The sequence below is a fragment of the Arthrobacter sp. B2a2-09 genome (assembly GCF_027587375.1).
Taxonomy (GTDB): domain Bacteria; phylum Actinomycetota; class Actinomycetes; order Actinomycetales; family Micrococcaceae; genus Arthrobacter.
The window spans coordinates 58,468-72,220 of the sequence record NZ_JAMXIC010000016.1 but is presented as its reverse complement, the minus strand read 5'-3'; the positions used below and the strand labels follow the sequence as shown (position 1 = coordinate 72,220).

The window sequence follows — 13,753 nt, the reverse complement described above, 5'->3', positions numbered from 1 at the left end:
ATCCGAAAGGGAGACACCGTGGCACAGGACGTGCTTACCGACCTTAGCAAGGTCCGCAACATCGGCATCATGGCCCACATCGATGCCGGCAAGACCACCACAACCGAGCGCATCCTGTTCTACACGGGTGTGAACCACAAGATCGGCGAAACGCACGACGGCGCTTCGACGACCGACTGGATGGAACAGGAAAAGGAACGCGGCATCACCATCACGTCTGCCGCCGTGACCTGCTTCTGGGACAAGAACCAGATCAACATCATTGACACCCCGGGCCACGTGGACTTCACGGTTGAGGTCGAGCGCTCGCTGCGCGTCCTCGACGGTGCCGTTGCTGTCTTCGATGGCAAGGAAGGCGTTGAGCCGCAGTCTGAGACTGTTTGGCGCCAGGCCGACAAGTACAACGTGCCGCGTATCTGCTTCGTCAACAAGATGGACAAGCTCGGCGCTGACTTCTACTTCACCGTAGACACCATCATCAGCCGCCTCGGTGCCAAGCCGCTGGTTCTCCAGCTGCCGATCGGCGCAGAGAACGACTTCATCGGCGTCGTGGATCTCCTTGAGATGCGCGCCCTGGTGTGGCCGGGCGATGCCAAGGGTGACGTCACCATGGGTGCCAAGTACGAGGTCCAGGAGATCCCCGCTGATCTCCAGGCCAAGGCTGAGGAGTACCGTGCACAGCTCGTTGAGACTGTTGCTGAGGCTTCCGAAGAACTCATGGAGAAGTACCTCGAAGGTGAAGAACTCACTGTCGAGGAGCTCAAGGCCGGCATCCGCAAGATGACCATCAACTCCGAGCTCTACCCGGTTCTCTGTGGTTCTGCCTTCAAGAACCGTGGCGTACAGCCGATGCTGGATGCTGTTGTTGACTTCCTGCCGAACCCGCTCGACGTCCCGCCCATGGTCGGTCACGACCCGCGCGACGAAGAGAAGGAACTCACCCGCAAGCCTTCTGCCGAAGAGCCGTTCTCGGCCCTGGCGTTCAAGATTGCCGCGCACCCGTTCTTCGGCCAGCTCACCTTCATCCGCGTGTACTCCGGTCACGTAGAAGCAGGCGCCCAGGTGGTCAACTCCACCAAGGGCAAGAAGGAGCGCATCGGCAAGCTGTTCCAGATGCACGCCAACAAGGAAATGCCTGTTGAAGGCGCTACCGCGGGCCACATCTATGCAGCTATCGGTCTGAAGGACACCACCACGGGCGACACCCTGTGCGACGCGAACAACCAGATCGTCCTCGAGTCCATGAGCTTCCCGGAGCCCGTGATCTCGGTTGCCATCGAGCCGAACACCAAGGGTGACCAGGAGAAGCTCTCCACGGCTATCCAGAAGCTCTCCGCTGAGGACCCGACCTTCCAGGTCTCCCTCAACGAGGACACCGGTCAGACCATCATCGCCGGCATGGGCGAGCTCCACCTGGACATCCTGGTGGACCGCATGCGCCGCGAATTCAAGGTCGAGGCAAACGTCGGCAAGCCGCAGGTTGCTTACCGCGAAACCATCAAGCGCGCTGTAGAGCGTCACGACTACACGCACAAGAAGCAGACCGGTGGTTCGGGTCAGTTCGCAAAGATCCAGATCGCTATCGAGCCGATGGACACCGCCGACGGCGAGCTCTACGCGTTCGAGAACAAGGTCACCGGTGGCCGCGTGCCCCGCGAGTACATCCCGTCCGTTGACGCGGGCATCCAGGATGCACTCAACGACGGCGTTCTGGCCGGCTACCCGGTTGTCGGCATCAAGGCGACGCTGATTGACGGCGCGTACCACGATGTTGACTCCTCGGAAATGGCGTTCAAGATCGCCGGCCGTATGGCTTTCAAGGAAGCTGCACGCAAGGCGAACCCGGTTCTGCTCGAACCGCTGATGGATGTTGAGGTCCGCACCCCTGAGGAATACATGGGTGAAGTTATCGGTGACCTGAACTCCCGCCGTGGCCAGATGCAGTCCATGGAAGATGCCGCTGGCGTCAAGGTGATCCGTGCGCACGTTCCGCTGTCCGGCATGTTCGGCTACATCGGTGACCTGCGTTCGAAGACCCAGGGCCGTGCTGTGTACTCCATGACGTTCAACAGCTACGCCGAGGTCCCGAAGGCTGTTGCCGACGAGATCATCCAGAAGAACCGCGGCGAGTAATCACCGACGGATAAACCAGGATGCTGGCCCGCTCAGGGAAAGCATTCAGCGCAGGCGCCGGGCTGTAGCCCAGGCCGCAGTCCGGTCCCTGCGCGAACAGACTCCAGGTACCAGCATTGGTCCCTGAATCTGCAATTTCACCAAATCCAAAGCCCCCAAGTAGACTTGCTGGAGTTTCTGCCGCGAAAAGCGCGGCCGAGGAGCAACTCACTTGAAATCGTTCTAGGAGGAACCTGTGGCAAAGGCAAAGTTCGAGCGGACTAAGCCGCACGTCAACATCGGCACCATTGGTCACGTTGACCACGGTAAGACGACGCTGACTGCCGCCATTTCCAAGGTGCTGTACGACAAGTACCCCACTCTCAACGAGCAGCGCGACTTCGCGTCGATTGACTCTGCTCCGGAAGAGCGCCAGCGTGGTATTACCATCAACATCTCCCACGTTGAGTACCAGACCGAGAAGCGCCACTACGCACACGTAGACGCTCCGGGTCACGCTGACTACATCAAGAACATGATCACCGGTGCTGCCCAGATGGACGGTGCGATCCTCGTGGTTGCCGCCACTGACGGCCCGATGGCTCAGACCCGCGAGCACGTTCTGCTCGCCCGCCAGGTTGGCGTTCCCTACCTGCTGGTCGCGCTGAACAAGTCCGACATGGTTGACGACGAAGAGCTTCTCGACCTCGTTGAAATGGAAGTTCGCGAGCTGCTCAGCGCTCAGGGCTTCGATGGCGACGACGCTCCGGTTGTGCGTGTTTCCGGCCTCAAGGCACTCGAAGGCGACCCGATTTGGGTCAAGTCCGTCGAGGACCTCATGGAAGCTGTCGACAACTCGGTTCCGGACCCCGTTCGTGACCGCGACAAGCCGTTCCTGATGCCGATCGAAGACGTCTTCACGATCACCGGTCGTGGCACCGTTGTTACGGGTCGCGCCGAGCGCGGTACCCTCGCGATCAACTCTGAAGTTGAAATCGTTGGTATCCGTCCGGTCCAGAAGACCACCGTTACCGGTATCGAGATGTTCCACAAGCAGCTCGACGAAGCATGGGCTGGCGAGAACTGTGGCCTCCTGCTCCGCGGTCTGAAGCGCGACGACGTCGAGCGTGGCCAGGTTGTCGTCAAGCCGGGTTCCATCACCCCGCACACCGACTTCGAGGCCAACGTCTACATCCTTTCCAAGGACGAAGGCGGACGTCACAACCCGTTCTACTCGAACTACCGCCCGCAGTTCTACTTCCGTACCACGGACGTAACCGGCGTTATCACCCTGCCGGAAGGCACGGAAATGGTTATGCCTGGCGACAACACCGAGATGACCGTTGAGCTCATCCAGCCGATCGCCATGGAAGAGGGCCTCGGCTTCGCAATCCGTGAAGGTGGCCGCACCGTTGGTTCGGGACGTGTCACCAAGATCATCAAGTAGTTTCTACTTGTAGATCGGTGAGGGACCGGCCGCCTGGCGTCCGGTAGCAAACCAAAGAAGAACCCCGTCACTTTCGTGGCGGGGTTCTTCTTTGCCATGGCATTGATTGCCCTTGCCGTCTGGCCCCTCAACAGGACCGCGCCCTGATAGCGTTGCCTCAAAGGAGGAACGCCGAATGGGAACGCTAATTTTTCTGCTCGTGGTTGTTGTAGTAATAGCAGGGGTCATGTGGGGAAGGAAGTACTTCCGCCGCGAGATCGATCGCGCCAAGCGCATCAATCGGGCGAACAAGAAAGATTGATTTAGCACGAACGGTCCACAAAAGGGACGTCGAATCAGCTCTGGCGCGCCCTGCTCAAGGACTGGTACCAGTAGTACGAGTCCTTGGGGGTCCGTTCGAGGGTATCGAAGTCCACGTGCACCAGCCCGAATCGCTGCGAATATCCGGCGGCCCATTCGAAGTTGTCCAGTAGCGTCCAGACGTAATAACCCAGAAGTTCGACGTCGTGGGCGATCCCGCCGGGGGCCGTGGCCCTCAAGGCCTGGCCAAGGTGCGAAGCAAGGTAGCTGATGCGGTCGGAGTCGTGCACTGGACCCCGGGTGTGTTCCGGTTCCGGGAAGCTCGCGCCGCTCTCCGTGATGAACAGGGGAGGCAGTGCTGCTCCGTAGCGGTCTTTCAGTTCCCGCAGTAGGATTCCGAGGTGTTCGGGAGCAACAGGCCAGCCAAATCCCGTCGTTTCGTATTCGGGGAAGGCCGCCAGATGGAACGGCAGCTTGGCCATCATGTCCGAGTTGCTGCCGGGTGTGCTTCCGTCGCCGCGGCCCGAGGCTACCTTGACCGGGTAGTAGTAGTTCAAGCCGTAGAAATCCAACGGCTGGTGGATGGTCTTGAGATCCTCCTCCCGGACCTTGCCCAAGGCCCGGAACCAAGGTCTCACCTGTAGTGGAGGCTTCGGGTACCGCCCCAGGAGGATGGGATCGGCATACACCCGGTTGAAGATCAGGTCGAAGGCCTTGGCCATGAGCCCGTCTGTCAGCCGCTTACTTGCGGGCCGGACTGGAGAATGCACGTTGGCTACGCCAACAGTTCCCGCGACGCCGGCAGCGCGCAGGGCCTGGACGGCCAGGCCGTGCCCCAACAACTGGTGGTGGGCGGCGGGCAAGGCATCGAAAAGCAACCGCCTGCCGGGAGCGTGGACGCCCAGCGCATACCCTTGCAACGCGACCGAAACGGGTTCGTTCAGGGTGACCCATTGCGCCACGCGGTCGCCGAAGCGATGTGCGGCCGCAGCCGAGTATTCGGCGAACCGTTCCGCCGTCGCCCGATTCAGCCAGCCGCCGTCGTGCTCCAGCGGCAAGGGAGTATCCCAATGGAACAGGGTCACCATGGGGGAGACCCCGGCCTTGAGGAGCTTGTCTATCAGACGGTCGTAGAAGTCCAGGCCCTGTTGGTTGATGGGTCCCTTGCCGCCGGGTTGGATCCGTGGCCAGGAGAGGGAGAAACGGTAGGAATCCACGCCCAGGTCCTGCATGAGGGCAATGTCCTCATCCGTCCGGTTGTAGTGGTCGCAGGCGACTGCGGGGGAGTGCCCGTCGAGGATCGCGCCTGGTTTCTCGGCAAATGCATCCCAACTGGACGGTCCGCGTCCGTCCGCTGTGAGCGAGCCCTCGATCTGAAAGGCTGCCGCCGCGACGCCCAAGGTGAAGTCCGGCCGGATGCGGCCTGCAAGATCCCCCACAGTGGCAGCATCTTGGACAGTCATGACCCCATCATCCCGACCACAGGAGCCGATAGCAATGCTCCGCGGAGGCCCAATTGGCTTATGCCGAGGAATTCCGGCATACTAGGTGAGTTGTTCAAGCGCTTCTTCGCGTCCCGATCCGGATAATGCCGGGTGTCAGGGTCCAAGCTGAAGCCCAAACATAACCCAGATCCCCAAAGGAATTCGGACGAGTTTGCGTGGAAAGCGCGACACGCCCGACCGCGGGGGTCGGTTACACCGGCAAGTTGAGGAACCCGGATCCCTCCGGATTCAGCTTGTGCGGCGGGTGGTAGTACTACTTCAAATGCTTCGGCAGCCACATGCAACACGTAAGTGAACAGGGCAGCCTTTATTCGAGGGCAGCACAGACTGAAAGAGAGTCAGGCGACATGGCGGGACAAAAAATCCGCATCCGGCTGAAGTCATATGACCACGAGGTCATTGATGTTTCAGCGCGGAAGATCGTTGAGACGGTCACGCGCGCAGGCGCAACGGTAGTGGGCCCCGTGCCGCTGCCGACGGAGAAGAACGTGTACTGCGTTATCCGCTCTCCCCACAAGTACAAGGACAGCCGCGAGCACTTTGAAATGCGTACTCACAAGCGTCTGATCGACATCATCGACCCCACGCCGAAGGCTGTTGACTCGCTTATGCGTCTCGACCTGCCGGCCGACGTGAACATCGAAATCAAACTGTAGGGAGGTGCTGAGAAAACTATGACCGCAACCCGTAACGTAAAGGGCCTGCTGGGCACGAAGCTCGGCATGACCCAGGTCTGGGACGAGAACAACAAGCTCATCCCGGTAACTGTCGTCCAGGCTGACTCCAACGTCATCACCCAGCTGCGCAACGCAGAGACTGATGGCTATGTCGCCGTTCAGATCGGCTACGGCCAGATCGATCCCCGCAAGGTCACCAAGCCGCTGGCTGGTCACTTTGAAAAGGCTGGCGTAACTCCTCGCCGCCACGTCGTCGAACTGCGCACTGCAGACGCCGCATCTTACGAACTGGGCCAGGAGCTTTCTGTTGAGCTCTTCGAAGCCGGTCAGAAGATCGACGTCGTCGGCACCAGCAAGGGTAAGGGCTTCGCCGGTGTTATGAAGCGTCACGGCTTCCACGGTGTTGGAGCCTCCCACGGTGCGCACAAGAACCACCGCAAGCCCGGTTCAATCGGTGGCGCATCCACCCCGAGCCGCGTCTTCAAGGGTCTGAAAATGGCCGGTCGCATGGGCGCAGAACGTCACACCACGCTGAACCTCACGGTTCACGCTGTTGACGCCGAGAAGTCGCTGCTCCTTATCAAGGGTGCCGTCCCCGGTGCCCGCGGCCAGGTCGTCCTCGTACGCACCGCCGTGAAGGGAGCCTAGTTAGATGACTAGCACTGTCAAGGTAGACCTGCCTGCAGAGATCTTCGACGTCCAGACCAACGTGCCGCTGCTGCACCAGGTCGTCGTCGCACAGCTCGCTGCTGCTCGCCAGGGTACCCACAAGACCAAGACCCGCGCCGAAGTTTCCGGTGCAGGCCGCAAGCCGTTCAAGCAGAAGGGCACCGGCCGCGCCCGTCAGGGTTCCATCCGTGCTCCTCACATGACCGGTGGTGGCATCGTCCACGGCCCGACGCCGCGTGACTACAGCCAGCGGACCCCCAAGAAGATGAAGGCTGCCGCACTGCGTGGCGCCCTGTCTGACCGCGCCCGTAACGGCCGCATCCACGTCGTTGCTGAACTGGTCGCCGGCACCAAGCCGTCCTCCAAGGAAGCACTGGCCTCGCTGCGTGCAGTCTCCGAGCGTAAGAACCTGCTCGTTGTGATCGAGCGCGCCAACGACGTTGCTGCACTGTCCGTGCGCAACCTCGCAGATGTTCACGTTCTGTACGCAGACCAGCTGAACACCTACGACGTGCTGGTTTCCGACGACGTGGTCTTCACCAAGGCTGCGTTCGAGGCTTTCATCGCTGACAAGGCAAAGAACGAGGAGGATGCCAAGTGAGTGCAGCCACCATCAAAGACCCGCGCGACGTCGTCATTGCACCCGTCGTTTCGGAAAAGAGCTACGGCCTGATCGACGAGGGCAAGTACACCTTCCTGGTGGACCCCCGCTCGAACAAGACCGAGATCAAGCTGGCCGTGGAGAAGATTTTCTCCGTCAAGGTCGAATCGATCAACACCATCAACCGTGCCGGTAAGCGCAAGCGCACCAAATTCGGCTGGGGACAGCGCAAGAGCACCAAGCGTGCAATTGTCACCCTCAAAGAAGGCACAATCGACATCTTCGGCGGTCCGCTCGCGTAGCGGAGACCACTTTAACGAGGAAATGAATTATGGGAATCCGTAAATACAAGCCGACTACCCCGGGCCGTCGCGGCTCGAGCGTAGCCGACTTCTCCGAAATCACGCGATCGACTCCGGAAAAGTCGTTGCTGCGTCCGCTGCACAAGACTGGCGGCCGTAACAACACCGGTAAGATCACCACCCGTCACAAGGGTGGTGGCCACAAGCGCCAGTACCGTCTGATCGACTTCCGTCGTCACGACAAGGACGGCGTCAACGCCCGCGTTGCCGAAATCGAGTACGATCCGAACCGCACGGCTCGCATCGCCCTCCTGCACTACGTTGATGGCACCAAGCGTTACATCATCGCCCCGAACAAGCTGTCCCAGGGTGACTTCGTCGAGGCTGGCCCCGACGCTGACATCAAGCCGGGCAACAACCTGCCGTTGCGCAACATCCCGGTTGGTACCACCATCCACGCAGTTGAACTGCGTCCGGGTGGCGGCGCCAAGATGGCCCGTTCCGCAGGTGCTTCGGTTCAGCTCGTCGCCAAGGAAGGCCGTTTCGCCCAGCTGCGTCTGCCCTCCGGTGAAATCCGCAACGTTGACGTGCGCTGCCGCGCAACCGTCGGCGAGGTCGGCAACGCCGAGCAGTCGAACATCAACTGGGGTAAGGCCGGCCGTATGCGCTGGAAGGGCGTTCGCCCGACCGTCCGTGGTGTCGCCATGAACCCGGTCGATCACCCGCACGGTGGTGGTGAAGGTAAGACTTCCGGTGGACGTCACCCGGTCAACCCGAACGGTAAGCGTGAAGGCCGCACCCGCCGCCCCAACAAAGAGAGCGACAAGCTTATTGTTCGTCGCCGCCGTACTGGCAAGAACAAGCGATAGGAGCCTGGACACATGCCACGCAGCCTGAAAAAAGGTCCTTTCGTAGACCAGCACCTCTTTGTGAAGGTCGCCAGGGAAAACGAAAAGGGCACCAAGAACGTCATCAAGACCTGGTCCCGCCGTTCGATGATCGTCCCCGACATGCTCGGCCACACGATCGCCGTGCACGACGGACGCAAGCACATTCCGGTGTTTGTCACCGAGTCGATGGTCGGGCACAAGCTCGGCGAATTCGCTCCCACGCGGACATTCCGCGGCCATGTCAAGGACGACCGTAAGGGCAAGCGCCGCTAGGCGCCTGCACTTACGTCAAAGACGAGAGAAGGAAAGCAATGGAAGCCAAGGCAATTGCGCGTCACATCCGCGTAACGCCTATGAAGGCCCGGCGCGTCGTCAACCTTGTTCGTGGTAAGCAAGCGAATGAGGCTCTGGCAATTCTGAAGTTCGCCGAACAGGCAGCTTCGGAGCCGGTTTTCAAGGTAGTTCAGTCGGCAATGGCAAACGCACGGGTCCTCGCGGACCGCGATGGCGTTGCCTTTGACGAAGGAGACCTCTACATCAGCGAAGCGTTTGTTGATGAAGGCCCGACCATGAAGCGGTTCCAGCCGCGTGCTCAGGGTCGCGCATTTCAGATCAAGAAGCGCACGAGCCACATCACCGTGGTAGTCGCTACCCCGGAGAAAGAGGAGGCTCGCTAAGTGGGACAGAAAGTAAACCCGCACGGGTTCCGACTCGGCATCACCACCGATCACGTATCGCACTGGTTTGCTGACAGCACCAAGGCCGGCCAGCGGTACAAGGACTTCGTTCGCGAAGACATCCGCATCCGTCAGCTCATGTCCACGGGCATGGAGCGGGCTGGTATCGCTAAGGTCGAAATCGAGCGCACCCGTGACCGTGTCCGCGTGGACATCCACACGGCTCGCCCGGGCATCGTCATCGGCCGCCGCGGCGCAGAGGCGGACCGCATTCGCGGCGAGCTCGAAAAGCTCACCGGCAAGCAGGTTCAGCTGAACATCCTCGAGGTCAAGAACCCCGAGATGGAAGCCCAGCTTGTTGCCCAGGGCGTTGCTGAGCAGCTGACTTCCCGCGTGGCTTTCCGCCGTGCGATGAAGAAGGCCATGCAGTCCGCACAGCGTGCGGGTGCCAAGGGTATCCGTATTGCTTGCTCCGGTCGACTGGGTGGCGCAGAAATGTCCCGCTCGGAGTTCTACCGCGAAGGCCGTGTGCCCCTGCACACCCTGCGTGCGAACATCGACTACGGCTTCTACGAGGCCAAGACCACCTTCGGCCGCATCGGCGTGAAGGTCTGGATCTACAAGGGCGACGTCACGGCCAAGGAACTGGCTCAGCAGGCAGCTGCTGCTCCGTCCCGCGGCCGCGGTCCCAGCGACCGCCCGGGCCGCCCGGGTGGCGCCGACCGTGGTGACCGCCGTCGTCGTACCGACCGTCCGGCAGCTGACGCAGCACCTGTTGCTGCAGAGGCTCCGGCAGCTGAAGCTGCTGCTCCCGCGGCAGAAGGAGGACAGGCTTAAATGCTTATCCCACGTCGAGTCAAGCACCGTAAGCAGCACCACCCGGGTCGTTCCGGCGCTGCAACGGGCGGCACCAAGGTCACTTTCGGTGAGTACGGCATCCAGGCGCTGAGCCCGGCTTACGTCACGAACCGTCAGATCGAGTCTGCCCGTATCGCGATGACCCGCCACATCAAGCGTGGCGGCAAGGTCTGGATCAACATCTATCCGGACCGTCCGCTGACGAAGAAGCCAGCCGAAACCCGCATGGGTTCCGGTAAGGGTTCTCCGGAATGGTGGGTCGCAAACGTCAAGCCGGGCCGGGTTCTCTTCGAGATCGCCGGCGTCGAAGAATCGGTTGCTCGCGAGGCACTGCGCCTGGCAATCCACAAGCTCCCGTTGAAGGCACGCATTCTGCGTCGCGAAGGTGGTGAATAGAAATGGCAGTAGGATCCAAGGAACTTGCATCCGCACAGCTGGACGGTTTCGACAACGAGCGACTCGTTGAAGAACTCCGCAAGGCCAAGGAAGAGCTGTTCAACCTGCGTTTCCAGTCCGCCACCGGTCAGCTGGAGAACCACGGTCGTCTGCGCGCGGTAAAGAAGGACATCGCACGTATCTACACCGTTCTCCGTGAGCGCGAGCTGGGCATTCGTGCCGAGGTTGCCGCACCGGTTGTGGAAGCCAAGGAAGAAAAGAAGTCCAAGAAGGCAGAAGCCAAGGCTGAAAAGGCCGAAGCCGAGGCTGGAGAGGACGCCAAGTGAGCGAACAGAAGGAAACTGTGACGGAAGCAGCAGCCAGCGCTGAACAGCGCGGTTACCGTAAGACGCGTCGCGGCTACGTTGTCTCTGACAAGATGGAAAAGACCATCGTTGTTCAGGTTGAAGACCGCGTGAAGCACGCTCTGTACGGCAAGGTCATTCGCCGCACCTCGAAGATCAAGGCTCACGACGAGCAGAACACCGCCGGCATCGGCGACCTCGTTCTGATCTCTGAGACCCGCCCGCTGTCCGCTACAAAGCGGTGGCGCCTGGTCGAGATCCTCGAAAAGGCTAAGTAGTCCCGCGCCGGCTTTGTCCGGCAGCGATATGGATTGGTGGGAAGGCCCGCATTCCGAAAGGAATGCGGGCCTTCCCGCGTTTCGGTCCGTAGCGCAAAACGTGCTAGGATATTGAGTTTGTATGGCGCCAGTTGTGCGTCAACAACCACCTCGTAAACAATCGTGCCGCGGCATACTGCCCCGCGCAGTTATTTCCGCAAGGGAAGCTGATGCTGGCGGCACGGGAGTTTAGGCCTGCACTGGCAAAATCCAGGCAGGTCAAGAGACACCCCGATCAACCGTTCCGCAAGGCTCATTCCGTATGCTCCATTTCGGTCTGAGAACCGGCGCGACGCAAGGAGTAAAAATTGATTCAGCAGGAGTCGCGACTGAAGGTCGCCGACAACACGGGTGCTAAGGAAATCCTTACCATTCGCGTTCTCGGTGGATCCGGCCGTCGCTACGCAGGCATTGGCGACGTCATTGTCGCAACCGTCAAGGACGCTATCCCGGGCGGCAACGTAAAGAAGGGTGACGTCGTCAAGGCTGTCATCGTTCGTACCAAGAAGGAACGCCGCCGTGCGGATGGTTCCTACATCAAGTTTGACGAGAACGCAGCTGTGATTCTGAAGAACGACGGCGACCCCCGCGGTACCCGTATCTTCGGCCCGGTTGGTCGTGAGCTCCGTGACAAGAAGTTCATGAAGATCGTCTCCCTGGCCCCGGAGGTGCTTTAGTCCATGGCTAAAATCAAGAAGGGTGACCTCGTTCAGGTCATCACCGGAGCCAAGCAGGAGCGCGGCGGCGACCGCGGCAAGCAGGGCAAGGTTTTGCGCGTTTACCCGGAGGCCAACCGCCTTCTCGTAGAAGGCATCAACCGAGTCACCAAGCACACCAAGGTCGGTCAGTCGCAGCGCGGCACCAAGACCGGTGGCATCGAGGTCGTTGAGGCCCCGATCCACGTCTCCAACGTTGCTCTTGTTGACCCCTCGACCAAGAAGCCGACCCGCGTTGGTTTCCGTCTCGAGACCGTTGAGAAGGACGGCGTCTCCAAGACCGTCCGTGTCCGCGTGTCCAAGGCATCCGGGAAGGACATCTGATGAGCGAAACACTGTCTGAGACCGCCGCAGTGACGAAGATCGTTCCGCGTCTGAAGACGAAGTACGCCGATTCCATCAAGCAGACCCTGGTTGAGGAATTCAAGTACGAGAACGTGAACCAGGTTCCCCGCCTGGTGAAGGTTGTTGTGAACATGGGTGTTGGAGATGCCGCTAAGGACTCCAAGCTGATCGACGGCGCTGTCCGCGACCTCACCCTGATCACCGGCCAGAAGCCGCAGGTAACCAAGGCCCGCAAGTCCATCGCACAGTTCAAGCTGCGCGAAGGCATGCCCATCGGTGCACACGCAACTCTGCGTGGGGACCGTATGTGGGAATTCGTGGACCGCCTCGTTTCCCTCGCCCTGCCCCGTATCCGCGACTTCCGCGGCCTCAACGGCAAGCAGTTCGACGGCAACGGCAACTACACCTTCGGTCTGACCGAGCAGGTTATGTTCCACGAAATCGACCAGGACTCCATCGACCGCGTTCGCGGTATGGACATCACGGTTGTCACCACTGCAAAGACCGATGACGAAGGCCGTGCGCTGCTCAAGGCACTTGGCTTCCCGTTCAAATCCGAAGACTAATAACTACGTAGTAGGTCCGGCCGCGGCTGCTTGATCGGCCAACGCGGAAACCATTACGAGGAAGGGCAAGAGCCCAAATGACTATGACAGATCCTGTCGCAGACATGCTTACGCGTCTGCGCAACGCCAACTCGGCATACCACGACACCGTGACCATGCCGTACAGCAAGCTCAAGGCACGCGTTGCCGACATCCTGAAGGCAGAAGGCTACATTGCTGCCTGGAAGGAAGAGGAAGCCGAAGTCGGCAAGAAGCTGACCATCGACCTCAAGTTCGGTCCGAACCGCGAGCGTTCGATCGCTGGTGTCCGCCGCATTTCCAAGCCTGGTCTCCGCGTTTACGCGAAGTCCACCAACCTGCCTCACGTGCTGGGTGGCCTGGGTATCGCAATCCTGTCCACCTCTTCCGGCCTCCTGACTGACAAGCAGGCCGGCAAGAAGGGCGTGGGCGGCGAAGTCCTCGCGTACGTCTGGTAACGGGAAAGGAAGAGAATAATGTCACGTATTGGACGTCTCCCCATCACCGTTCCTGCCGGCGTTGAAGTTAAGGTTGATGGCTCTGTCATCAACGTCAAGGGCACCAAAGGCGAGCTGAGCCACACTGTAGCCAGCCCGATCGAGGTCACCCTGGACGAGAGCACCTTGACTGTCACCCGCCCGAACGACGAGCGCGCTTCGCGTTCCCTGCACGGCCTGACCCGCACCCTGATCGCCAACATGATCGAGGGCGTCACCAAGGGCTACGAAAAGAAGCTTGAAATCGTTGGTACCGGTTACCGCGTTCAGGCCAAGGGTTCTGACCTTGAGTTCGCTCTCGGCTTCAGCCACCCGGTCAATGTCTCCGCTCCGGAAGGCATCACCTTCACGGTGGAGGGGCCGACCAAGCTCTCCGTCGCTGGTATCTCCAAGCAGCAGGTCGGCGAGGTTGCTGCCAACATTCGCAAGCTGCGCAAGCCCGACCCCTACAAGGGCAAGGGTGTCCGTTACGCCGGCGAAGTTATCCGCCGCAAGGTCGGAAAGGCTGGTAAGTAA

Annotated in this window: 19 protein-coding genes; 18 read left to right on the top strand and 1 reads right to left on the bottom strand. The window is 60.5% G+C overall.

Annotated features, from left to right (window positions below; translation table 11 throughout):
* The first annotated feature begins 18 nt into the window (after positions 1-18).
* Positions 19-2,133, top strand: a complete 2,115-nt coding sequence (gene fusA / locus NFJ07_RS16650) for an elongation factor G (RefSeq protein ID WP_236812282.1) — start codon at positions 19-21, stop codon at positions 2,131-2,133.
* Between the two features lie 235 nt (positions 2,134-2,368).
* Positions 2,369-3,559 (top strand): elongation factor Tu, encoded by a 1,191-nt coding sequence (gene tuf / locus NFJ07_RS16645; protein WP_269995973.1) that lies wholly within the window; start codon positions 2,369-2,371, stop codon positions 3,557-3,559.
* A gap of 335 nt (positions 3,560-3,894) precedes the next feature.
* Here tuf and NFJ07_RS16640 read toward each other — a convergent pair whose 3' ends face one another.
* Positions 3,895-5,322 carry a GH1 family beta-glucosidase gene (locus tag NFJ07_RS16640; RefSeq protein WP_269995972.1) on the bottom strand — a complete coding sequence of 476 codons (1,428 nt, stop codon included), beginning with the start codon at positions 5,320-5,322 and terminating at the stop codon, positions 3,895-3,897.
* Between the two features lie 389 nt (positions 5,323-5,711).
* Between NFJ07_RS16640 and rpsJ the strand changes: the two genes are divergently transcribed.
* The 16 genes from rpsJ to rplF all read left to right on the top strand — a co-directional run bounded on the left by rpsJ (position 5,712) and on the right by rplF (position 13,753).
* Positions 5,712-6,020, top strand: a complete 309-nt coding sequence (gene rpsJ / locus NFJ07_RS16635; RefSeq protein ID WP_003803825.1) for a 30S ribosomal protein S10 — start codon at positions 5,712-5,714, stop codon at positions 6,018-6,020.
* Between the two features lie 18 nt (positions 6,021-6,038).
* Complete coding sequence (gene rplC, locus NFJ07_RS16630) at positions 6,039-6,689, top strand: 50S ribosomal protein L3 (protein ID WP_059387360.1); 651 nt, start codon at positions 6,039-6,041, stop codon at positions 6,687-6,689.
* 4 nt (positions 6,690-6,693) lie between these two features.
* The gene (gene rplD, locus NFJ07_RS16625; RefSeq protein ID WP_269995962.1) at positions 6,694-7,311 is read left to right on the top strand and encodes a 50S ribosomal protein L4; all 618 of its coding nucleotides are present in this window, start codon (positions 6,694-6,696) and stop codon (positions 7,309-7,311) included.
* Entirely contained in the window at positions 7,308-7,613 is a 306-nt protein-coding gene (gene rplW / locus NFJ07_RS16620; RefSeq protein ID WP_059387362.1) for a 50S ribosomal protein L23, read from the top strand. The genes rplD and rplW overlap by 4 nt, the downstream gene beginning before the upstream one ends.
* Positions 7,614-7,642: 29 nt before the next feature.
* The gene (gene rplB, locus NFJ07_RS16615) at positions 7,643-8,482 is read left to right on the top strand and encodes a 50S ribosomal protein L2 (RefSeq protein ID WP_028265104.1); all 840 of its coding nucleotides are present in this window, start codon (positions 7,643-7,645) and stop codon (positions 8,480-8,482) included.
* 12 nt (positions 8,483-8,494) lie between these two features.
* Positions 8,495-8,776 carry a 30S ribosomal protein S19 gene (gene rpsS / locus NFJ07_RS16610; RefSeq protein ID WP_018773666.1) on the top strand — a complete coding sequence of 94 codons (282 nt, stop codon included), beginning with the start codon at positions 8,495-8,497 and terminating at the stop codon, positions 8,774-8,776.
* Positions 8,777-8,814: 38 nt separating this feature from the next.
* Positions 8,815-9,180 (top strand): 50S ribosomal protein L22, encoded by a 366-nt coding sequence (gene rplV / locus NFJ07_RS16605; RefSeq protein ID WP_028265103.1) that lies wholly within the window; start codon positions 8,815-8,817, stop codon positions 9,178-9,180.
* Positions 9,181-10,017: a 30S ribosomal protein S3 gene (gene rpsC / locus NFJ07_RS16600; protein ID WP_028265102.1), complete on the top strand. Its 837-nt coding sequence runs from the start codon at positions 9,181-9,183 to the stop codon at positions 10,015-10,017.
* Positions 10,018-10,434, top strand: coding sequence for a 50S ribosomal protein L16 (rplP, locus tag NFJ07_RS16595; RefSeq protein WP_234749058.1), 417 nt, complete (start codon positions 10,018-10,020; stop codon positions 10,432-10,434).
* A 2-nt stretch (positions 10,435-10,436) separates the two neighbouring features.
* Positions 10,437-10,760: a 50S ribosomal protein L29 gene (gene rpmC / locus NFJ07_RS16590; RefSeq protein ID WP_269995957.1), complete on the top strand. Its 324-nt coding sequence runs from the start codon at positions 10,437-10,439 to the stop codon at positions 10,758-10,760.
* Positions 10,757-11,056: a 30S ribosomal protein S17 gene (gene rpsQ / locus NFJ07_RS16585; protein ID WP_059387365.1), complete on the top strand. Its 300-nt coding sequence runs from the start codon at positions 10,757-10,759 to the stop codon at positions 11,054-11,056. Before rpmC ends, rpsQ begins: the two co-directional genes overlap by 4 nt.
* Positions 11,057-11,403: 347 nt before the next feature.
* Positions 11,404-11,772, top strand: coding sequence for a 50S ribosomal protein L14 (gene rplN, locus NFJ07_RS16580; protein ID WP_003803789.1), 369 nt, complete (start codon positions 11,404-11,406; stop codon positions 11,770-11,772).
* 3 nt (positions 11,773-11,775) lie between these two features.
* A complete protein-coding gene (rplX, locus tag NFJ07_RS16575; RefSeq protein ID WP_078108092.1) occupies positions 11,776-12,135 on the top strand; it encodes a 50S ribosomal protein L24 in 360 nt (119 codons plus the stop codon).
* A complete protein-coding gene (rplE, locus tag NFJ07_RS16570) occupies positions 12,135-12,722 on the top strand; it encodes a 50S ribosomal protein L5 (protein ID WP_269995950.1) in 588 nt (195 codons plus the stop codon). The genes rplX and rplE overlap by 1 nt, the downstream gene beginning before the upstream one ends.
* 77 nt (positions 12,723-12,799) lie before the next feature.
* Positions 12,800-13,198, top strand: a complete 399-nt coding sequence (gene rpsH / locus NFJ07_RS16565) for a 30S ribosomal protein S8 (RefSeq protein ID WP_207615006.1) — start codon at positions 12,800-12,802, stop codon at positions 13,196-13,198.
* Positions 13,199-13,216: 18 nt separating this feature from the next.
* Positions 13,217-13,753, top strand: coding sequence for a 50S ribosomal protein L6 (gene rplF / locus NFJ07_RS16560; RefSeq protein ID WP_059387368.1), 537 nt, complete (start codon positions 13,217-13,219; stop codon positions 13,751-13,753).